Source organism: Brevibacillus sp. NRRL NRS-603 (assembly GCF_003013445.1).
GTDB classification, from domain to species: Bacteria; Bacillota; Bacilli; order Brevibacillales; family Brevibacillaceae; genus Brevibacillus; species Brevibacillus formosus.
The window spans coordinates 171,050-194,184 of the sequence record NZ_PXZN01000013.1 but is presented as its reverse complement, the minus strand read 5'-3'; the positions used below and the strand labels follow the sequence as shown (position 1 = coordinate 194,184).

The following is a 23,135-nucleotide window of genomic DNA, read 5'->3' as shown; positions in this document are numbered from 1 at the left end:
ATTGTGGCAAGGCAGGGTTTCCTCCCCACTTCTCTCTTGTCAATCGTCAGATTATTCTGGGAGAATAGAAAAGCTGTGAACCTGATAGGAAAGTTCCTAGCTACTCTATATAATAAGCTCTCAAGAGCGCTCTTTTTTGTTAGTTTGAATCGGGAGGTTTCATGGTGAATACCAAAACTGTTGTATATGAAGCCAGCTATCATGATCAATTGGTAGATATTTGGTATCGTGCTGTTTGCCGTACGCACCATTTTTTGACGAGAGAAGATATTGCGTTTTATAAAAACATGGTAAAAAATGAAGCACTATCTGCTGTTGAGGTATGGATAGAAATAAACGAAAAGAGAGAGCCTGTAGGCTTCATTGGCCTTGATGGAACGAAAATCGAAATGCTGTTCGTTGATCCAGAATACCACGGGAAAGGGATTGGGAGCAGATTACTCGGACATGCGGAACGCAAATATGGCCCTCAGTTGAAAGTAGATGTCAACGAGCAAAACGAAGGGGCTTATGCTTTTTACAGAAGGTATGGGTTTGTGCAAACAGGACGGTCTGAGCTGGATGGTTCGGGGAGGCAGTTTCCTTTGCTTCATTTAGAGTTGCAACGTTAATTTTCGGTTTAGAAAAAAACAAGACTGTCTTACATAGTAGAATTTTCTACTTGCGAGACAGTCTTGCTCTATTTATGCGTCTGAAAAACTACCAAGGACATTCACACAATGAGCCATTTCTTATGCATCCTTTTTGGCATCCCGCGAACGCACTTGCTCCTAGTTTTTGGAGTAATTTTTTGAACATGCCTATCACCTCACCCTTTCCATAAAATGTATTTACAGCAATATAATACAATCTTTATACGAAAAATGAAAGTGTTTTCTGAAATTTCAATAAGTAATATTATTGTCGCTTCTCCTACTATTCTCCTCTGCTGCTTCCATTTTGTTAATGAACGTCCCAACCACCTTTAATACTTGAAACAAGACGACTAAAATCGCGATGACCGTCACCCATAATACCCCGAACCCAATCATCCAGCCTGTAGACATGTTCATCCCTGCCTTTTTCGCAAAATATGTTTGAACGTACTGATTTCTCCACTAATAGCCATGAGCAGTGAGAGGCATACACTCGAAAAGAAGATAGCCATAACTCCGTTGGTGATTTCGAAACTGCCGGACATTAAATAATGGTCAACACTTGCCCAGCCCCCGCTCCATTGCTCCACACAGACTGCCAGACTGATGAAAACGAGATTACGCAAAACAAGCTTCCACGATAAAAAATGATTTCCAGCCATTCCGCCGCATCCGCATGAAATCTTCTTTCTGCCTCTTGCTAGATTGATACTGATCGCAAGTGTGTACACCCCTAGCAATAAAATCGCCAAGGACAGTCCCAGCGTTGTAAAAAAACCGATTAGCAAGGAAACCGCTACGATGGCCTGCAGCCCCAGATCCAGATACGTAAAGCTTTTTGACCACGAGTAGGGTATGATCTGATAGGCTCGCACAATAGACAAATGCGTACCCATATCGCTTATTTTTGAAACAAACGTGCTGAGAAATAAAAACGCGAGAATCAGCCGAAATAGCAGCCCAAGCTCCTCCATAACACCCCTCCTTTGTTACGCAAACCATTTCGCCTGCATGCGGTACATGCGCGAGTATTCTCCGTTTGCATCCATGAGCTCATCATGATGACCGACTTCGATCAGCTGACCTTGCTTCATGACAAAAATCCGATCCGCCATTCGTGCTGCAGCCATCCGATGGGAAATAAAAATCGCCGTCTTATTCTGTGTGAGGGCATCAAACTGCTGAAATACTTCCAGCTCTGCCTGCGGATCAAGTGCCGCTGTAGGCTCGTCTAGAATAAAAATCTCGCCTCTTCTGTACAAAGCCCGCGCCAATGCGATCTTCTGCCACTGTCCACCTGACAGGTCTTCGCCATCCTGTAGCGTCCGACCCAAAATCGTATCATATCCACTGGGCAGCCTACGAATAAAGGTATCTGCACCGGTTTCAACCGCTACTTGTCTCATCTGGGCGGGATTGACTTCCTGCGTTACTCTCCCAATGGTGATGTTCTCTCCAGCAGTGAAATTGTACCGAATGAAGTCTTGGAAGATGACCGTGATATTTCGTTGCAGGTCGGAAATATCGAGCTCACGAATCGACTTATTGTCGAACAGAATATTTCCAGAATGGATCGGATAAAGCCCCATCAGGCATTTGACGAGCGTCGTTTTTCCAGAGCCATTATCGCCGACAATCGCAATACGCTCCCCCGGCTTGATACTAAAGGAAACTTCATGGATCACATTGCGCTCCATTTTGGGATAGCAAAACGAAACCCGATCAAACGTAATACCAGATTGCAGCTTGGTGGGAAACTCCGCTTTGCCAGTGAGCTGCGGAATCGTTTTATCCTCATATTCCAGAAAGTCAAACAGATCAGCGATGTACAAGCATCTGTTGACGATATGTGCGAGGTTAAAGGTCATTAAAGAAAGCAGCTGCTGCGTATTCTGTACCGCTTGTGCAATCGCTACAAAATCCCCTACCTTCAGGGCGCTCGCACGAAGCAGCGATACGACCAATCCCAAGCAGCCAATATACATCGAGGAGGTAAAGATCCCTGAGAGAATCAGTGCTTTTTCCCTGCGGTGGAGCAGACGAAGTACCTCTTTCATATTTTTCAAATACAAGCGAGACCATCTGCCTAGCAAAAAGTCCTTTAGCTGAAACAGTCGGACCTCTTTGGAGCTGTCACGCTCATTCAGGATCGAGCTAATGTAGGAGGCTTCGCGAATCTCTGGCGTCTGTAGCCTTGCGAGAAAGTATTCCGACATACCAAATTTAATTTGGACGATTAACAGCGGGATCACGGCCAGCAAGCTCATCACAGCTAATCCCCAGTGAATGCTAAGCAAAAACACCGCATATGAAATCAGAGTAATCAGATTTTTTCCTAGATCCAATACCCTTTCCACAGGGTCCAGAAAGCGTTCCCCCATTGCCTCTGCCCGGATACGGTGGTGATGATTGTAAAATTCCGGATCATCGAAATAGGAGAGCGGAACAGATGCTGCTTTCTTAGCTACCATATGCTCCAAATGATATTCCAGTCGTTGCTCCGTATGGGCATCGAGAATACGCAAGACCGTCTCCAATGCATTCGTCACCAGCGTCACGAAAAATAGTCCAGCAAGCAGCCAAAGCAATGGCTGGTAATCATCCGTGTGGTCCAGCGCAATGGCTGTAACCTCATTTACCATTTCTTTCATGATCCAGATCGTAGCCAACGGGGAAAATGCCAGGATGATTCTGAGGGCAATAGAGCAAATGAGCCATAGCTTGCCATGTGCCCAAATCAATCGAACGGTTTTTGCAAAATAGGAGCGAGTCATGCTGGTTCACCTGCTAGCGCCAGGAGCTTCTTTTTGGTTTCCACGGCGGTTATCGGCTTGGCACGAATGACGTCCTGCTCATCGATTACAAAAACGCTGGGGAAATGGTTGATTTTGTATGCCTCCAGCATGGGTTCGTTGCCGATCAAGACAGGGATGCCGGATATGTTGTTTTCTTTCAGCCATTGGGAAGTGGATATGTGCTCGGATTCTGTTGAGATGATAACGGATGCATCTGTGAGTACCCTACCCTCGGATAATAGTTCGTGCACATGATTGGCACAGTGCCCGCAGCCCGTATGGGTGAAGTTTATGATCAGTGGACGGGGCAAGTGGTTTAGTTGTTGTTCTTGACCGTTTAGCGTGAGGAAAGGCAGCGATTGTAGTTTGGTGCCGATTGCTGGTCCGGTTTCTGGGATGAATGGGTGGAAGTGATGGACCTGTTTCTGGGTTTGTTTTAGTAGGGTGAGGAGTTTTGCCAATAGGTACGCAAAGATAAGTAGAAAGATCATGTTTATGGCTATGAGCAAATCTATCGATCTCCTTTCGTGCGACTCGAGATTATGCGAGAGGCGTGACGTGTTTTTACAGAGAAAATACCATAATATTCAAGTTTTGTCATTGTTTTATGGTTCAAATGGGTTTGGTGGTAGAAAAAAATTGGTGGTTGCAACTGACTTTTGACGAAGAAGGACTTGGGGTTAATTCCTCGGGTTAATCGGCAAAGAGTGAGGTACAAATATAAAAACCACATGGAGTCATAAACTCACATGTGGTTAAAAAATTGGATATTTTTAATCTCAGCCCTAAAAGAGCGATAAGTGATCATCCCCTACGTCACCGGATAAGTTAAAGATCATCTCATACATTCCAGCATATTGATCTTTGTAATGCATTCTAACGACAATGATTACATGATTATAACCATCATCAGGCCAATTGGTGATTCGAAGGGAGACAGTATCAATGAATACCTCTACATGGTTAGCATCATAATCTGGAAATTCTTTTTGAAATTCCTCACTACATTCTTTTTGGTAGTTATTAAAATAGTTCCAAAATCCAGTAATACTTCGCTCCTCCAAATTATGTGTCAGTACGAAATCTTTTATCGCCTGGATATCCATGCACTCACCACCATAGATTCATCGTTAGCCTGAAAAACAGTGTAGACTCTGTTGATAATTTTGTGTACCCTTTATGAATCGATGTGCCTAGACAGTCTCGTACTTTATATTGTCATATTCCCAACATAGATATCGATTGATTGCTTGTGCAACCTCTTCCCAAGTAGATCTAATGCAGTCCTCTAATATCTTATTAATCTCCCTCTCAATTAACTCAATATTAAACTCATTAACTATAAATGTCGCTCTGCAATCTATAATACTGTCCTCTTTAAGCATTGAAAGTAATCTTTTAGATGAGATAATTCTAAAATAAAAGTACTCGACACCTTCCTCGTCTTTTGCTCCTATATCTGCATTTGCTGAAAGAATAAAATTATCAACACTTTCTGGTTCGCCTCGTACGACAATATCCTTTAAAACTGGTATTATCATTTAATCACTTCCTCCAGTATTATTCTATTACCACATGATAATTGGAAATCAGCTTACCATTCTTATCAACTTGCTCAAAGTTAGCTTCACGAACAATTGTACCTTGTTGCTTACTTTTTCCATATTTTTGTCCAATCCTCACAGATCTCAATCCGTCCTTACTAGTATAAAGCGCTCCACCACTAAGTATCTTCATTTTCCCACCAGTTCCCACAAAATCATAAGCGGCTTGTTCCACTACGCTACCTTCGGCTTTCATTCCTTGTAATCCACTATTTCCTATTGCCGCTCTTGCTTTATTAGCAAGCTCAGTCCCTGTAATATTGCACCTATTATGCGTCCAAATTCCGAGGTTAGAAACAAAGTACGTATGGAAGTCCTTTACCTTAAAGTTGTAGACAGTTCTATGTTCCTCCTTAACCTCAATCTTCTCAATGGCCAATTCCTTGCCATCGGAGGTTGTGAGAACATCGCCCACCGCAATATTTTTAGATTCCACCCAACCTTTGCCAACAATCCAAAACGGATGTTCGTCAGTGGTCGTTATGACTTCACCGCTAACAGTAATATTATACGTTGCCTCAACATCACGTTGGAAAAGCCATTCGACTTCTTTATAGGCCATCTCACCTGTCTCATCGTCTTTGGCTAGGACTTTATCACCTACCTCGATTTCCTCGATAGGTTTCTCACCTTCGTCTGTTAGCACCTTTGTTCCTGCCGTAAAGCAGTTGCAATCAACTAACGCCTTGATATTGGTTGATTTAACCGCTTTGTTTAATCCATTTGCAGTTAACTGACTAACTTCACCTTCAATTTTTACTGCTGGAATTATTGAAATAAATAATTCTGCATTTGCTGCTAAGTTTTCTAAGGTGAAAGGCTCCGTATCCATTACCTTTTGAACTTGTTCAGGATACCCAAGCAATAACCCGTTCACCAACGGATCAATTTTTTTCTTCCCTGGCGCCCAATCTGCATGAATTTCCTGGACATTACCAGTAGGATCAACATATTTTAGCGGATTATTACTTACATACGTATACCGATTCAACGTCAACGGATTATCCACTTGCCCCTTATACGTATCCTCCGATATAAACCGCCCGATCTTCGGATCATAATACCGGGCTCGCAAATAATAGAATCCGCTCTCTTTGTCATACATCTCCCCCGCATACATAAACGGGTTAGAAAGCGTCTCCTTAACCTTATCCGTGATCAAGTTTCCCCAAATATCATAGTCATACGTATTCAAGACATTGCCGTTCGAATCCTTAATCTTAACAACATCTCCGTGGCTGTTGTAGTAGTAACTGCCTTCAAGATTCGATGAATAGTCTTTTCGCCAAATCAACTGATTGCCAAACACATTCCGCGCTTTGACCCTGCCATCCTGCGTGAGCTCTTCAATGACTTGCCCATTCAGGTAAACGTAGTGAGTCGTATCCGTCACGCTGCCAGTCTGTTGCTTCGTCGCACGCAGTCCACCTGGGTAATATGTGTACGTCGTTGTCCCCTTATCGTCCTTATACTCCTGCAAACGATTAAACAAATCGTGCTTCATTTCATAGGAGCGCAAGATATTTGCCGGAGCATTGGCGTATACTTGACGGTTGCCTCGATTATCATAGGCATACTGTCTGATGTTTCCTTCGACCGATTCTTCCTTGATCCGGGAAAGCTTGTCGTACACAAACAATCCATAATTCGTGCCGGAGCGCTTTTGACTGGTGATATTCCCAAAAATATCGTAGCCATTTGTCTCATTCCAGCCGTCTGCGTGATTCAAGGCTGTTTTTTCACCAAATGAGCTGATCGATTGCTGCATGGCTGTTGGTTGCCCCGGATACGATATAGCATTGGTTTCACCTGAGTTACTAATATCGTATGTATACGTGGTCGTTCCAACTCCAGGGATCGCCACCGAGTTCAATCTATTCGCGTTGTCATAGGTGTATTCAACTCTCATCGATGGGGCAGAACCAGATACCGCACTTCTTGCTGGGTATACAAGTGTATCTACCGAATCGTCGCTGTCTGAATAGAGAAGCTGGTAGTCTTTGCCCATCATCGTCTGGCGATTCTTCCGATGGAATCCATCGTAGCCATAGCTGATCGCGTTTCCTGTGTGATTATTTTCGCTCAAAAGCAGACCAGACTGTGGATCATACACGCGCTCTTCATAGAAGGCAGTACCAGAAGAAACTTTCGTCAGTTCATGGAAAGGCGAATAATCGTAGTTGAACGTGACGCCGTTTTTGTCCTTGTAACTCTTCACAAGGCCGCTTTTATCGTAGGTGTACGTCTCCGCTTTTGTCTCTGGATTCTTCTCCGAGAGCTTCCATGCCAAACTATTGTAGATATACTCTGCCGTAGTCGTCCCATTTTCCAGAACACTGGTGAGATTGCCTAGCGTATCGTAGCCATATACGTTTACGTTGTTTTCCGGATCCTGCAAATATACTAGATTGTCGTTATGATCGAAGCGCATACTCCACGCTTGGGAAGTTTTGCCGTCAGTGATTTCCTTATAGGTTACTTTCCCGAATCGATCCGTCTGATAGTTTGTCACGCGATGGTGACTGCCACTTTGGGTCGTCTCCTCTGTGCTCTCTACTCTTCCATACAAGTCGCGGTAGGTGGTTACGATGAACCCATTTGGAGAGAGCGTTTGTTCCGTCAATCGTGGCAAATATTTCGATCCATCCGAGTAGGCATTGTTTCGATGGTGTTTGGTAGTTCCGAGTGCATTCGTCGTTTGATACAAAAAGCCATCCCAGTCATACAGATACGAGGTGCTTTCCCCCTGCTTCCCAAAAGGAACCGTCCGGCTAACCTCTAACCCATCTGGTGTGAACTCGTTTTCTACCAAAGGACGTTTCGCACCTGTTGTGCCTACCTGTTCTTGATAGGCGGTATCTCCATATGGCGTGTAGTAGGTAATGAGCTTCGATGAATCCGGGGCAATTTTCTCCACGATGCCCGGTCCATCTGTACTCGATCCAGAAGCTTCGCCGTCCCGATACACATACGTAATGGTTCGTTTTGCCCCTTGATTTTGAAAAGTCTCTGATAGAGGTCTTCCTAGCTCATCGTATTCGTAAGTAGCCTTGCTTCCGTTCGGATAGGTCTGGCTTTTGATTTGGCCTTTGTCGTCGATTTCGTAGGAAAAATTCAGCACATCCGATTTTCCACTCTCCAGCTCGACACCAGCGAGTGCGATCTGTGTAGGCTGAATTCCGTATTGATCATAAGCGGTGAAGGTCTGCGTCCGTGTTTTTCCTGCGCCAAAGTTCTCCGTAATCGAATAAAGCTGTTTGTTTGTGTACTCGTAGGTTCGTTCAACCGATTGACTTTTGGGCGTATTGATTAAATTGGAAGGGAACGAGTTGATCTCCGTTTCCTTCCGGAGCATATATTGATCGTTGTACTCATAGGTGGTATTCGAATAATACGGATCACCGGATGCTGTCGTTGATTGTGTTCGGGCTGCCTTCAACACAGAGAAGGTACGGAATCCCCACGGATTTAGCGCCACCTCATCGTATGTCCATGTACTCATAATCCCGTCTGGCGCAATCTGCTTGATCAGTTGTCCATAATGGTTGTATTCCAGGTACGTCTCTTGTGCGTAGTTGTTGATCTTAGCAGCATACTGTGCACGATTGGAAACATTCGGGTCTTTCAAGTAGTGATTGAATACGTCCAGATCACTAACGGCCGATGTCGGTTCCAAGAAAACGTATTGATACGTCGGCTTTGTATTCCGACCGGAATAGGCATAGGTTGTGTACGTAGTTGGATTGTACTCGACCCGATACTTGGCACCAGATACATTCGTACCGCCTTTACTCACGCCTGTTGTCTTCTCGCTTCTCAGCAACGGATTTCCGTCTTGATTGACCTTGTAAATGGAATTCTTCGTGTAACGGGAAGCCTCAGATTCCGTGACTTGGATGGTATCCCCATGGCGTTCTGCAAAATTCTTCAATCTGGGCAGTTGTTCCTTTGGTACCTTCCATATCTCGCGGAAATTGCCGTTATCTGCATAGGTCTTTTCCAGCTTATACGTATTCGAACCGCTCGGCGTTTTCTGCGTATAGCTGTACGATACTTTATTAACAGGATGATAGGCTACATAGCTTAGTGCATACTTGTCTTGAAAAATCCTTACGAGACCGTCATTAAACGTAGTCTGACCTAGTTGATAGGGACGATAGTCGTAGTTGATTTTTAATCCTTGCAACGGATAGGAAACCTCTTGCATAAGCAAGTAATCGATTTCCTTACGCTTCTTTGTATCCGATTCCCAGTACTTTGCTGAATCTTGGAGGGTTTGATCAGTTGGGAGCTTATCCAGGGTGTATTCTTTGTTCAAATTGAAATAAGCAATGCCCTTCGTTTTCGGATCATGATAGGCATACCGCGCCACTGTATATGGGCTGCTTCCGCTCCCTGCTGTCGGCAGGACTTCTACTCGAACAAGCTGATGATAACCGCTTAATGCGAATTTTCGTTCAAAATGGTAGCGAATGTGCTTGAGCACCGTGGTCTCGGTCTTGTCTTTATAGACGATCAAGTCCTGCGTGGTGTTGTTTTGCTTTCGTTTCAGCACCACATAACGGCCGACACTATCTTCAATGCTCACTGGCTCCCCATCACTACTCACGTTGTACTTGATCTTGTCCCCATAAATATTAGATTTGACGACCGTTCCCAAGGTGACATCAAACTCGTACTTCAAATTTCGGTAATGCAGCGTGTACTTCCGATTCACTTCGTCAATCGTGAAGAAGATGTCTTGATACGGATAATTCACAAACTTGTTGAACCGATATTCTAAAGATGTACCGTCTTCCAAGGTGATGTAATACCGATTACTCGATGGATCCTTATCTACCTTGGTAGAGTAAATTTGTTGACTTGAATCATAGGGGTCGTCCCTTACCGTTACGGCCTGCTCTCGACTGACGATATCCAATCTTGGCATATTAAAATCCCAGCCGGTTGCAAATTTATCATTGTCATGTAGGGCTTCATTCTTGTCTAGATCATCATCCCAGCTTGGCACACTGATTTTACTGCTCAGGGAGTGGTATCTGCGTTTTATGTCCAGATCCAGTCCATGCTTGCCCGGCAAAAAGAGATCTTGCTCGACCAGGTTCGCAGCTCGATATACATCATCGACGGATTGCTCTGTTTTTGAACGAGCAAATCGAAACTCCTGATCCTTTTCGGTGTATTTTACCGGAGGAGGCGTAGTGGATTGGACCTCCATCTGTTCTTCCAGTTGCTTGATTTCATTGATTTTAGATAAAACAAGAGGAGTTAACCGTTGTAAGAGATCTTTGCTTTCCTGACTCAGATTCTCAAATTGGGAGATGATCTGCTCAGAGGAAAGGCGTTTGATTTCCTCTTGTTCTTCTGCTGTTAGTAATTGCAGCAGCTCGGAATAGAAATAAGCTGCGAATTTTAACAAGGCTCTGTCAAAACTGCGATGAATCTCAATAACAGTGCCAGTCTCTAGCTGCGTCCATGTAAGAGAAGAAATATCCGCTTCCGTGTACTCGGTCGGATTTTTTGCTTTTCCATTGTCATTGGTGATTGACTCGCCCATGGATTGTTGAATCTCTTCGATTGCCGTGTCAGATGTTGCTGCTTCCGTACCTGCCAATACAAGAGAGATGGACACGGGGGAGGATTCATTTGCGAACGTCGTTCCAAGCGGCAGCATCGTCGTGAATAATGCAAGGCATAGCACATAAATCATGAGTGATTTTATGGAAAAATGTTTCATAATGCCTCCGTTAGAGATATTCATCCCCCCATGATGCGAAGGGGGACTGCATGAACATGGATTAGGGTACAACCGTAATCGTTATCGTTTTAAACTGTCCGCCGTAAGACACCCTGGCCTCTGTTGTTCCAGGATTCATCCCATGCACAACGCCTTTCACGATAAATCCAACCCTAGAATCTACCACCGAGTAAAGGCCTTGTGTTGTTACATCCAGCGTACTGCCGTCCTCCAGTGTTGCTGTGACCTTAATCGGTCGCGTGCTTCCAGCTCGTACCTCCACCTTTTCCGGATCCACATGTAATACGGTTCCTTTTGGTGGAAGCGTCACTTCATGCTTGACACTTTTTAAAATATTTCCGTTCTCATCATGAATGAACGTTACGGATTCTACTCCATTTTCTTTAATCGCCTTAATCCGATTGTTTTGATCGTAAACGTACTCATAAAGAGTCCCACCAGGGAGGGGAGCAAAAACGGTAAAGGAAACACTCACCGGATAACTCTCGGTATTGGTCAATTTGATCGTGTAGCTGCCCATCCCCAGCTCATAATTGATTTCTGAAGGGGTTGGCGTCTCTTTAGGGGTAACGGCATTTCCATTGGACAGTACCGTGACAACCGGATATTTATTTGTTTGGTTTTTCAATTGTGTAACCATGCGATACTTGCCAGGAATGGTCGTATTCATGATCATCTCTACCGTTTGACCGGGCTGAAGCGTAATTTCCTTTGGTTGGTTGAAGGTAAAGGCCTCTCCCCCTGGCTTTGCCAGAAGCGTAGCGTAAATGGAATCCTTTGCGACAATCTTTACATAATAGGTTTTTCCTGCAACAAATACGGGGTTGACCCTTCCGTTCGCTCCCGCCGCAATCTCCTCATGTGCCTGCAAGCTTGCCGCTTTATAGATGGAGAGAGTTGCATTTGCTGGTGAACCCGAATCGTTGTTTAACGTGAATGAATACGTTCCATTTCTTCCAGCAACGATTTTCATGTATTTCGCCTCATTTGCAGGGAAATACATCCGCACTGGGCTATTCTCAACCATTCCATTAAAATTGCCTTCTGCTGGTTTCGTTTCAACCGTAATCGAGCTGCTGTAGCTGCTAATCCCGGCTGAAGTATACGCCCAAAGTCTAATGGTATAAACACGCGCAGGCTGAAGACCCGTGATTGTATAGTTGGTGACGTCGCCCACCTTTTTGATACCGCCGCCGTCGACTTGGATTCCGTAGTCAATGGCACCTACAGACGGACTCCAATAGATTTTGAGTGAATTGGTTTCGGCCTCTGCATTAACGATACTTGGAGCATCTGGCTTGTCTTCTACTGTTAAGCTTCCGTAGTAATAGACTACGGTCGGCTCTGTCACTTTGATATTTTCGTACGTACCTGATCCGATTTCCCGCCCCGTCCAATTGAGCTCCCACTGACCGGAGGTTCCTGTTGTTGTGAATTTTTTTGCAGAATGAGAGGAGGACACTTGGGCTTCAATCATTTCTCCGGAGGTAAGCTTCGTGTATGTTCCATCCAATGTAAAGGTGTCATCAAGGTCCATGACTCTTTTGGCAACTGGCGTGTAGATCACGATTTTCGGAAGTGCCTCTTCCAATCGAACAGAATTGTTAACAGCTGGCGTCCAAGCTCCCCGGTTATCCTGCGCCTGCACTGTCCAGTAAATGGTCTGGTGCACCATCTCTTTTGTAAGCGGGAAGGAATACCTGCTAACAACTTGTCTGTTTTGAGAAGCCTCCGGGATCAGCTCCTCTTTTTCAACAAGCTCATTTCCACCTGGCGTGAAGCCCACTCGTAATTTTGTCGCAACGATTTTGTCCGTGACATCATTTTCATTGAGCGTATATTTGATGATTCCTGTAAGCCCTCTGTCCAAGGTGACAAACTCCGTACTGGATACGACAGGAGCTTGATTGGCAGCCAGAACACTGAAATTCAACTTCGCAGTGCCGCCATAAACATAAGCAGGCGTCTTCGGCATAATCGAGCGAATTCGTGCTTCCACTCGGGCATTCTTCTCGATCACACTTGTATCAAACACGTAGGAACGTGCGGTGCCTGTCAATTTTTCGCGGATTGTTGAGGTGACATGCCCACCTTCGCTTATATAAATGAGTAATTCTTGCGATTCGATTTTACTGGAGTGCCCACCGTAGCCTACATATTCCCAAGTCAGTGAAACCTTTTCTCCTTTTAAAATTTCGGTTCCATCTTTCGGAGATTTCCAATCTGCGACAACCACAATGTCTTCCTTTTCAGCTTGTGCTCTCATGTCCAAGGTGAAGTCTACTTTTTCACTGAGTGATCTTCCGGACTTTTGATCAACAGCCCAGACACGAAGAGAGTACAGAACATCCGGTTTCAGATGATTCGTGGGCAGGTTGTACAAAAATGGCTGGTGCTTTTCTGAAGCTGTGAATCTCGTTAATTCTTGTGGATCTTCATCATCCAGCTGATACCAAATGTTTACCTGATCTCCCATATTCGGGTCCATGGCAAAACCTGAGATCGCGACAACATCTTTGCCGTCAACGGTGGAGACTGCTGCTCCCACAGCGGGAGAGGTCAAATAGATTTGGGGAGACGCATTATCGTTAACAGCGTTACTCATGTAAGTAATTTCAGGTGTCCATTTTAGCAAGTCGCCAATGCTGCTTTCTTTTTGATCCACTTGAAACAAGAGCGCATCTCCTTGCTCTACCTCAAGCTCTTCTTGTATTTCCACACCAATTTCATCGTTGAATTCAATGGCTTGCCAGCCAGTGGAAGGCCAAATTTGTTCATCGTTTTTCAGTAATCGGACGTTTACCCCATCGCCCTCATCAACTTGAATTTTGGAAATCCAACCGCTGACCTGGATTTTCCCTGATCGTGGTGCTTCCCATTTGATAACAGGGTTTGAGCTGCCAACTCTTATCCACGTATTCCCGATGGCCGTATCGTGATTACCCTTCCATTCTTCTGTTTGCTTGTTCCATGTCAAATCAGCATGGCGATCCCCTGACACCTCTTGATAGGACCAATTGTCCTTGCCCTGCTGATCTGAAAATTGCAGCCAATAGGTGTACTTGTCATGAATCGGCTTCACAATCGTAATCGCCTTTTCCATGCTGGTCTGTTTCCCGTCTTTTTCCGTTACCAGCACAGTCAGCTGATGTTGCCCCAAGTCCAGATCATTCACTTCTAACAGATACGAAAAACCTGGTTTTACAGGGGGTGCCTCTGGGTACATTCGCAAAATATCCGGTCGCTCCAGTCCATATTTCGCCTCACCCAATGCAACGCCATCCATCAGCACTTCGATTTTCTCCACTTCACCGGAGGTTATGAACCAGCCTGTTACAATATAGCTTCCGCTAATCTGTTCATTCTCTCCTGGGGCATCAATCGCACCTGTCGTCGTCAAAGCGCCGCCCTTTACATGAACAGGCATTTGCTGGACAATGCCAGCAAAAGTGACAGACAAAATGGTATTCCCTGGCGCTAGGCCCGTTATCACACCAGCTGTGTCTATTTTTGCAATGGCTGGGTCTTGAATCGCGTAGGTGACTGCGCCCGTTACGTCCTTCGTGCTCTTGTCCCGATAAGATGCAACAACCGTCAGAGAAGCGGTCTTTTCTTTCTCAAGTTCAATTGTGGAGAGATTAGTTGTAATCCCTGTTACAGGGCCAACTGTTACTTCTTTATCGAAGACGAGACTTTCTACTCCCTTTTTGTTGGTTACTCGTACGGTTATTTTGTGCTCGCCTTCATTAAAGCGCATGGTATCGAGCTGATATTGAAATCCTGCATTTGCATTTTCATAACGCGGATACAGCGCAAAAATGTCTGGGCGTGGCCCGCCATATACTGCCGTTCCTTGTAGCTGCCCATCCATCCAAACTTCAATCTTGGCTACACCGTCCGGATCAAGGAGCCATCCCTGAATCGTTGTGGTGCCTCCAATTTCTGCTTTGTCTATCGGAATGTCGATCTGCCCTTTTGCAACCAGTGGGCCGGATTCTGCTTCCGTCACAACAACTGGAATGGTTAGGGTCTGACCTCCATAGCTGACGACAATCTTGGTCATTCCTACTTCGAGTCCTGTGACAATCCCCAGTGGACTCACGTGGATCACATTGGCATTTTCGTACGTATATACAGCTTGGGCAGTCACATCTTTTGGACTTTGATCAGCTGTAGTTGCGGTAATCTGCAGCTTCTGCATCGATGATTTTGCTAAGCTGATCCCCGATTCCGTATGCTTCAAGCTATTTGCCGGAGCTACTTCACCAGTCACGAAGCTTTTCTCTGGCAATGGGTACTGGTTTCCTTCGCTATCCGTCACCACGACAGAAACCCTATGATGGCCTCCGGATTGCAGCTCGGACAAGTCCACCGTATAGCTGAATCCGGCATGCGTATTCTTATAGTCTGGATGCAGCAGGGCAATGTCAGGTCGTGCTATGCCCGAATTGGCTTGTCCGACTTCTTTTCCATCAAGGAAGACCTGATAACGAGAGGGCGTAGAGGAATGCAAAAACCAGCCGGCTATCGTATAGGTTCCATTGATAATCGCGTCATTTGCTGGCGTTTCTATTTCGCCGATTGCCTTTAATACTTCTGCTGCTGTAATGACGACTGGTATCTTGATACTCTGATTTCCGTATTTGATCGTAAGGCTCGTATTGCCCTGCGCCAGAGCCGTAACCACACCGTCTGGACTCACTTTTGCAACAGATGGATCTTCTACGGTATAAAGGGCTAGCTTGGTCACATCCTGCTTGCTCTGATCCTCCAGCTCTGCTTTGACAGAGAGCGGATGTGTCTTTCCTTGAGAAAGCTGCAGCTCGGCGATATCTGTGTGCAATCCAATTGCCGGGAGCAATTCGACCACCTGAACGGTTCTTGACCCCAGTATCGTTTGATTGCCATCTTTGGCTGTTCCGCGAACGGAAATGGTATGCTTCCCTTTTTGAAAAAGGCCTGTGTCGAGGCCGTAATGAAATCCAACGTTGCTACCTGGTAAAGAACTATCCGTAATCTCGATTTCGGGACGCGGAACTCCATACGTGGCTTCACCGATTACAACGCCATCCACCAACACCTCAATGCTCGAGACGCCGCTTGAAGCGATAAACCAGCCTGTTACAGGGTAGACTCCGCTAATCGTCGCATTGTCGAGAGGACTGTCCAATCCCCCTTGGGACACTCCAGCTGCTGCTTTAACCGAGATCGGTATCGTTAGCACTTGCCCCTGGTAGTCGACAATAACCGTGGTTTGCCCGATCCGAAGACCAGTGATAATTCCGTGATCGGAAATGCTGGCAATTGTAGAATCCTCAAGGTTGTACTTCACTTCTCTTGTTACATCTCTGATTTGGTCATTTTGCAAAACAGCCGAAATGATAAGTTGCTGTGTATTCCCTTGAGATAGCTCGACCTTGCTTACATTTGCAGCTATACTCTTGGCTGGTTGTGCACGCTCGATGGACACGGAGCGCTCCGCCAAGACTTGCTCTTTCCCTTCCTGATTCACTGCCATCACAGTAACGGTGTGCTGCCCTTCCGTTATTTGGGCCGTATCCAAAAAGAACTGAAAACCGGAAGTAGCATTTTGATAAGCCGGGTACGCTTGCGCGATATCAGGTCGTGGTTGCCCGTAAAGAGCTTCCCCGACTAATTTCCCATCTACATGGACCTCGATCTTTGAAACACCTGCCGGATCTAAATACCAGCCTTTAATAAGAGAGGCTCCCGTCATTGTGGAATGATCGGCTGGACTCTCTACTTCCCAACGCGGTATGAGCGCGATTTTTTCCTGGATCATGACAGGAATCGTGATGGTTTGTCCTTCATAGCGAATCGTCACAATCGCTGTTCCCATTCCTGTTGCTTTTACGAAGCCAGCTGGAGATACCGTTACGATTTTTTCATCCGAAGAAGTGTATTCAGCCAGCATCGTTACATCTTTTAGCGTTTTATCTTCGAGAATCGTAGAGACAACGAGCTGATGCGTATTCTCGGCCGTTAGTTCCAGCTTGGAAACATCAGCATGAAGGCCCTCTACTGGCTGCTTGGAGCCAATATAGAACGTATTTCCTTCGATAACCGTCTGCTCTCCATTCTTGTTTTGAATAGCAAGCGAGATCGTATGCAATCCTACGCTCATTTCTCTTGTATCGAGGTTAAAATGAAAACCTGCGTTTCCATTTTGATACGCTGGATACTTGGCCTCAATATCGGGTCTGGGGTCACCATCGGTTGCCTCTCCAACCTTTATGCCATCAATCATGATACTGATTTGGGACACTCCTGCTGGATCTAGGTACCATCCCTTCAGCTCATAGGTACCGACAATTAATTCACTATTTCCTGGATTATCAAGACCGCCACGTGGGGTCAAAGGTACCTTTTCACTAACCACTACTGGGATTTCGATCGTCTTGTCTTCGAATTTTACGACCAATCGCGTCTCACCAATGCCAGTCGCAGTCACCAGTCCTGTTGGCTTTACTGTTGCAATTTTTTCATCGTTACTGGCATAACTCGCTTCCTCGGTAATGTCCTTGGTCGTGTCATCTGTCAGCTTCGCCTTGATCTTCAATGGATAGCTTTGCCCTACGGAAAGAGCCAGCTCGCCAGGAGAAGATTCAATCGACTGAATCCCGGGAGACTCTGTGCTTCCTATCTCCAAGGCTTTTCCCAGGTTCACCAGCCCTTTGCCATAAAAACGTGGCTCCCCTAGAGGTGTTGCACTCTCGACCAAAATATCCCGGACTTCACCGTTGGTTGCCTTTCCCTTCTTCGACCAAATGACTGCTGCGGCACCTGCCACGTGAGGAGCAGCTAAAGAAGTACCCGAGCGCACTTCGTATCCTTTGTGAAGGGAAGTGCTTAAAATGTCCACGCCCGGAGCCATCAGGTCCAACCCCGTCCCTACACTGGAGGTATCAGCACGCTGGTTATCCCGATCAACGGAACCTACCGACAACGTTTCCGGATATTGTGCCGGGAATAATTGGGTATCCTCACCGAGGCCTCGATTTCCCGCTGCTGCAATGACCAGAATCCCATGCTCATTTGCCCTTTTTATCTGGTCGTGCAACGCTTGACTGTCCACGGACCCGCCTGCACTGATCGAGATAATATCCATGTCATTCTGAATAGCCCATTCTATTCCCTGAATCATACTCGAATACTTTCCATGACCTTTTTCATCGAGAACTTTAATTGAATAGATTTCCGCTTCGGGTGCGACCCCTACAATTCCAAGCTGATTGTCTTTGCCTGCGATCACCCCAGCCACAGCGGTACCATGACCATGGGCATCATCATAATCCGCTTCACCTTCTACATAGGAAATGCCGCCACTTACGTTCAAATCCTCATGACGAGAAATTCCGGTATCTAAAATTCCTATCTTCACATTTTTACCTAAGTAATTTTTACTGTGCGCTTGAAGTGCACCTATATGCTCGACTCCCCATGGCATTTCCTGTTTTTCTGTCAGGTCGATCTCCGCTAACTCGGTGTCGCTATCTTCCTCAATGTACGCTACATTTCGATCTTGGGATAATTCCTCCCTTTCACTTTCGGTTAAAGTAGCCACCATAATTTTGGAATTGAGTTGTTGTACAGATGTCCCCTGGATGGCGCTCCTTTTTGTTCGTTTACTGTCCTTGAAACCAATCAAGTATGTTTTGGTTTTTTCAGTTGCGCGTGCCTGCTCAGGAATCGTTTGCAAAAACAGTAAAGAGAGCAAGATAAAAACGTTACAAATACTAATGGAACGGATGAATTTACTGTTCATCAGGCAACTCCTTTTCTAAATGTAAATGGAATGAAGCTTTCACTAGCGGATCATTCTCTAGGACTCCCTCCCCAATGCCGGTTCAAAACCGAAAATAAGTACAAGTGAAATAATTGAAATATTCCTTAAACACACAATTCGAATTATAATGAATTCCTTATATTGGATCAATAGGAAATAACGACAAAAAAAGACGTTCTTAGACAAGAACGCCTTTCACCTTTCCTTATTTAAACCCTCATCTGCCCCGCGATCGTCAAATGCGCCTCACCTGCTACGCGAATAACAGGCTCTTCACCAGAGCGATCGACCGTTACATACAGCTTTCCTGGCCGATCAATCGCATGCCCTTGCCCTATGACGAGTTGAGTCACTTTTCCAGCAGGCAGCAACTCTTCCAACGCCAGATAGCCAGCCAGTGCCCCGTTTGCAGCACCTGTTACGGGATCTTCCGCAATCCCGATCGCAGGCGCAAAATCCCTCGTATATAAGTCATAGCCTTCAGGGGCATCCCACGTAAACAAATGGGTTGTGGTGATGCCGTGTTCCCTGTTCATTTCTGCGAGTGTTGAGAGCAATGGCTGTGCTGCATCGATTGCCTGACGAGTGCGGACTGGAACGAGTAGATGCATATTGCCAGTGGAAGCGAGCTTCATCGGATAGCGATCATCCAGATCGGCCAATGTTATGCCAACCAACCTCGCTACCTCTTCACTGTCTAAATCAATCTCCTTCACAGAAGGCTTAATTTGGGTCATTTCCACTCGCTGTAACTGGCCATCCTCCATCACCAATTGAACAGGAATCAAACCGACGTTTGTCTCAAACACGATACGACTACTCTTTTCCAACCATCCGCGCTCTGTCGCCAATAGCCAAGCAGAACCCACTGTCGCATGGCCGCAGAAATCGATCTCAACCGAAGGAGAAAAGTAGCGAATACGAAAATCTGCTTCTGGATGGTCGGATGGCATCAAAAAGGCAGACTCAGGAAGATTCAACTCATTGGCAATTTTCTGCATTTGTTGTAAAGTCAAAGTACCTGCTTCCGGGATGACTCCTGCGGGATTGCCTGCAAATGGCTCTCTCGTAAAGGCGTCCACATGGTATACGCTCACATGATTCATGGTTATTTCTCTCCTTTTCTTAAACGAATGCTTCTCTTGCTTTTCATCTTAAAGTGATGCAACCTCGCTGTAAAATGAAGCTTTCGCATGCCAACCATGATAAAAACTTCATGAAAGGAGCAGCGCCATGACTTTGTTTCAAATGGAAGTCCTTGTGGCTGTCACCAACACTGGCAACTTCACGCGAGCAGGAGAACAAATCGGTTTGAGCCAGTCCGGTGTCAGTCATACCATCGGCGCACTGGAGAAAGAGCTCGGCATTTCCTTGTTCACCCGCAATCGCAGCGGTGTTAAGCTGACCGCAGCTGGCGAAAAAATCGTCGCCTCTGCCCGGACCATATTGGAAAACGTCTCACTGATTAAACAGGTGGCTGCCGAATCAGGCGGGCTATTGGAGGCAACGCTCCGGATTGCTTCTTTTCCCAGCGTAACCGCTCAGCTCCTGCCAAAATTGCTAAAGACGATAGAAAGTCACTACCCGCATATGCAAACAAAGCTATATGAAGGAAGCTATCAAGAAATAAAAGAATGGATTCGCTCGGGGGTTGTCGATGTCGGTTTTCATGTGTGGCCCGATGACGAGCTGGAAGGAATCCTGCTGACGACAGACGCCCTGCTTGCTGTCGTGCCAGCCAATCATCCTCTGGCAAAGGAGCGCTCTCTCACTCTGGAGCAATTAGCCCGCGAATCGTTTCTCATGCCCATGGCGGGATGTCACTTGTTGATTGGCGCGGAATTTGCCAAGGCTGGGCTTACGCCGAATGTTTCCTATGAAATCGCCGACAATACAACGATACTAGCCATGGTAGAAAGCGGTGTTGGGGTGACAGTCGTTCCGTCACTGACTCTACCAGCACAACTGCCCGATGTCGCTGTCATCGAAATCACGCCGCCTCTCTCTCGGCAAATCGGCTTGGCTGTACGCTCGATTCGTGAAGCCCCACCTGCCGTTCAAGCTTTTTTGCGGGAAGCGGAGCGAATTGCACCCACACTATAAAAAGGACGTGCTTCTTCGTTGAAAAAATGGCTCATTCTCCTACTTGCTCTCTCCGTAATCAGCAGTGTGATTTTAGGAATTACCATTCAAGCTGGTACGTTGTTGCCATTGATTAATCAGAGCTTCTTAATCGGTCTTTTCCTGTTGATCGCAGGGAGTATTGCCGTCGTGACACGCTCTGGATTCTTCACTATTTTTCTGCGTGGATTCAAGCAGCTGAAAGGGATGTTTTTCCGCAAACCACGCATGATGGACAGTGATATCGTTCAAGCTAACGACCCTGCTTTCGAGGAAAAAAAGGAGTCGTTCGTACGAATCGGAACCTCGCTTTTTCTCACGTCGGGCACTGGGCTGATTGTCTTCTCGATCGTTCTTACCTGTTTCTACTATCTGTAACCTCACAAAGAAGGGCTGTCCCACCGATCGGGAGCAGCCCTTCTTTCTCTCTTACGACTCTATCAAATGACAAGCCACCCAATGCCCAGGTTGCGCCTCCTGCCACCTCGGCACTTCTTCCGCACAACGAGGCTGTGCGAGTGGGCAGCGTGTGCGAAAACCGCAGCCACTCGGCTTGTTGGCTGGACTCGGCAAATCTCCCTGCAAAACGATACGCTCTCGCTTTACCGTCGGGTCCGGCACCGGCACAGAAGAGAGCAAAGCCTGCGTATAGGGGTGCAACGGACGCGCGTACAGCTCATAGCTCGATGCCAGCTCGACCATTTTTCCCAAATACATGACGCCAATCCGGTTGGAAATATGCTTGACCATGGACAGATCATGCGCGATGAACAAATAGGTCAATCCGCGATCATGCTGCAAATCCTCCAATAAATTGACGACTTGCGCTTGAATCGAGACGTCGAGTGCAGAGATCGGCTCGTCGGCAATGATAAATTCCGGCTCTACTGCCAACGCCCGTGCGATTCCGATCCGTTGGCGCTGTCCCCCACTGAATTCATGCGGAAAACGCTGCGCATGATCCTTATGCAAGCCAACTAAATGAAGCAATTCCGCTACTCGCTCTCGTCTCATCCCGCGATTCAAATGATGGATGTCCAAGCCCTCTGCAATGATATCCTCCACGGTCATACGCGGGTTCAGACTTGCTTGCGGGTCCTGGAAAATCATCTGGGCATCCCGATTGAACTGCCCCGCGTCTTTTCCTCGAAGCTGATGAACATTCTTCCCTTTGAACAGCACTTCACCATCTGTATGGTCATACAGGCGAATAATGGTCCGGCCAAGCGTAGACTTCCCGCAGCCACTTTCGCCGACCAGACCGAACGTCTCCCCTTTGTTTATCGTAAACGAAACACCATCGACTGCTTTTAAATCAAACCCGGTTCCAAGCGAAAAATACTTCTTTAAATCACGAACATCAAGCAACGCTTCTGTCATACTCCCTGCCTCCCTGCTGCCACCAGCTCCTCTATTCGCGGTGCCCGTGGATCGTGGAGCCAGCAAGCAGCCTGATGTCCACGACCGAATTCGCTCGTCACAGGCATCTGCTGTTCGCATATCTCCATCGCAAAATCACAGCGGGCAGCAAACGGACAGCCGACTGGAGGATTGAACAAATCTGGAGGGCTGCCTTCGATGGGAATCAGCCGTTGCTTTTCGCCTTCATCCAGACGAGGGAGGGAGCGCATCAGTCCCCATGTATACGGGTGACGAGGATTTGCAAAAACGTCCTCAACCGTCCCAGTCTCTACCACCATCCCCGCATACATGACAACCATGCGATGAGCGATCTCAGCCACTACACCCAAATCATGCGTGATAATCACGACCGACAACTCCTGTTCCTCTTGCAGTCGCTTGAGCAAATCCAAAATTTGCGCCTGAATCGTCACATCCAGTGCTGTCGTCGGCTCATCAGCAATCACCAGCTTAGGTTGGCAAGCAAGCGCAATCGCAATGACCACACGCTGACGCATCCCCCCGCTGAATTGGTGCGGGTACTGATCGATTCGCTTTTCCGGATCGGGAATTCCCACGAGTGAAAGCATCTCGATCGCTCGCTTTCGCGCTTCCTCTCTCGATACTTGGTGACTGCGAACGAACCCCTCTACGATTTGTGTCCCTACCTTCATCGTCGGATTGAGCGCTGTCATCGGGTCTTGAAACACCATGCCGATCTGCGTTCCGCGAATACCCAGCAGCTCTTTTTTGGGCAGGTGACTGATTTCGGCTCCTTCAAAAACAACCTTTCCCCCGACGATTTTTCCGGGTGGATTAGGGATTAATCCCATAATCGCTTGAGCCGTAACGCTTTTGCCACATCCACTCTCCCCTACGATGGCAACCGTCTCCCCCTTGTCCACGTAAAAGGACACTCCCCGCACAGCTTGAACCTCGCCACCATACGTCTTGAAATTCACCCGCAAGTTATCGATTGTCAGCAAATGCTGATTCATCCTCATTCCTCCTGTC

At 46.5% G+C, this 23,135-nt stretch carries 14 protein-coding genes; 3 read left to right on the top strand and 11 right to left on the bottom strand.

Annotation, left to right across the window (positions count from 1 at the left end; genetic code table 11):
* Nucleotides 1–164: 164 nt before the first annotated feature.
* On the top strand, nucleotides 165–611 hold the full coding sequence (locus C7R94_RS12735; protein WP_106782093.1) for an acetyltransferase: 447 nt from the start codon (nucleotides 165–167) through the stop codon (nucleotides 609–611).
* A gap of 273 nt (nucleotides 612–884) precedes the next feature.
* Here the strand turns inward: C7R94_RS12735 and C7R94_RS30260 are convergent, their stop codons facing one another.
* From C7R94_RS30260 to C7R94_RS12695, 9 genes are all read right to left on the bottom strand, one after another.
* Nucleotides 885–1,046 (bottom strand): hypothetical protein, encoded by a 162-nt coding sequence (locus C7R94_RS30260; RefSeq protein ID WP_197243526.1) that lies wholly within the window; start codon nucleotides 1,044–1,046, stop codon nucleotides 885–887.
* A gap of 2 nt (nucleotides 1,047–1,048) precedes the next feature.
* Entirely contained in the window at nucleotides 1,049–1,609 is a 561-nt protein-coding gene (locus tag C7R94_RS12730) for a MauE/DoxX family redox-associated membrane protein (RefSeq protein ID WP_106781647.1), read from the bottom strand.
* Nucleotides 1,610–1,624: 15 nt separating this feature from the next.
* Nucleotides 1,625–2,332 (bottom strand): ABC transporter ATP-binding protein, encoded by a 708-nt coding sequence (locus C7R94_RS31105; protein ID WP_412679231.1) that lies wholly within the window; start codon nucleotides 2,330–2,332, stop codon nucleotides 1,625–1,627.
* Nucleotides 2,333–3,405: 1,073 nt separating this feature from the next.
* A complete protein-coding gene (locus tag C7R94_RS12720; protein ID WP_106781643.1) occupies nucleotides 3,406–3,939 on the bottom strand; it encodes a TlpA family protein disulfide reductase in 534 nt (177 codons plus the stop codon).
* A gap of 276 nt (nucleotides 3,940–4,215) precedes the next feature.
* Nucleotides 4,216–4,536, bottom strand: a complete 321-nt coding sequence (locus C7R94_RS12715) for a hypothetical protein (protein WP_106781641.1) — start codon at nucleotides 4,534–4,536, stop codon at nucleotides 4,216–4,218.
* 87 nt (nucleotides 4,537–4,623) lie between these two features.
* Nucleotides 4,624–4,971, bottom strand: coding sequence for an Imm8 family immunity protein (locus C7R94_RS12710; protein ID WP_106781638.1), 348 nt, complete (start codon nucleotides 4,969–4,971; stop codon nucleotides 4,624–4,626).
* Between the two features lie 19 nt (nucleotides 4,972–4,990).
* On the bottom strand, nucleotides 4,991–10,771 hold the full coding sequence (locus C7R94_RS12705) for a polymorphic toxin-type HINT domain-containing protein (RefSeq protein WP_233220541.1): 5,781 nt from the start codon (nucleotides 10,769–10,771) through the stop codon (nucleotides 4,991–4,993).
* Between the two features lie 61 nt (nucleotides 10,772–10,832).
* Complete coding sequence (locus C7R94_RS12700) at nucleotides 10,833–18,578, bottom strand: S8 family serine peptidase (protein ID WP_106781636.1); 7,746 nt, start codon at nucleotides 18,576–18,578, stop codon at nucleotides 10,833–10,835.
* A 230-nt stretch (nucleotides 18,579–18,808) separates the two neighbouring features.
* Nucleotides 18,809–19,705 carry a PhzF family phenazine biosynthesis protein gene (locus tag C7R94_RS12695; protein WP_106781633.1) on the bottom strand — a complete coding sequence of 299 codons (897 nt, stop codon included), beginning with the start codon at nucleotides 19,703–19,705 and terminating at the stop codon, nucleotides 18,809–18,811.
* Between the two features lie 127 nt (nucleotides 19,706–19,832).
* Between C7R94_RS12695 and C7R94_RS12690 the strand changes: the two genes are divergently transcribed.
* Nucleotides 19,833–20,702: a LysR family transcriptional regulator gene (locus tag C7R94_RS12690; RefSeq protein ID WP_106781631.1), complete on the top strand. Its 870-nt coding sequence runs from the start codon at nucleotides 19,833–19,835 to the stop codon at nucleotides 20,700–20,702.
* Between the two features lie 18 nt (nucleotides 20,703–20,720).
* Nucleotides 20,721–21,098 carry a DUF3899 domain-containing protein gene (locus C7R94_RS12685; protein WP_106781628.1) on the top strand — a complete coding sequence of 126 codons (378 nt, stop codon included), beginning with the start codon at nucleotides 20,721–20,723 and terminating at the stop codon, nucleotides 21,096–21,098.
* 51 nt (nucleotides 21,099–21,149) lie between these two features.
* On the opposite strand, the gene C7R94_RS12680 is transcribed toward C7R94_RS12685, so the two are convergent.
* The gene (locus tag C7R94_RS12680) at nucleotides 21,150–22,100 is read right to left on the bottom strand and encodes an ABC transporter ATP-binding protein (RefSeq protein ID WP_106781626.1); all 951 of its coding nucleotides are present in this window, start codon (nucleotides 22,098–22,100) and stop codon (nucleotides 21,150–21,152) included.
* Nucleotides 22,097–23,119, bottom strand: coding sequence for an ABC transporter ATP-binding protein (locus tag C7R94_RS12675; protein WP_146142799.1), 1,023 nt, complete (start codon nucleotides 23,117–23,119; stop codon nucleotides 22,097–22,099). The genes C7R94_RS12680 and C7R94_RS12675 overlap by 4 nt, the downstream gene beginning before the upstream one ends.
* Nucleotides 23,120–23,135: the final 16 nt, after the last annotated feature.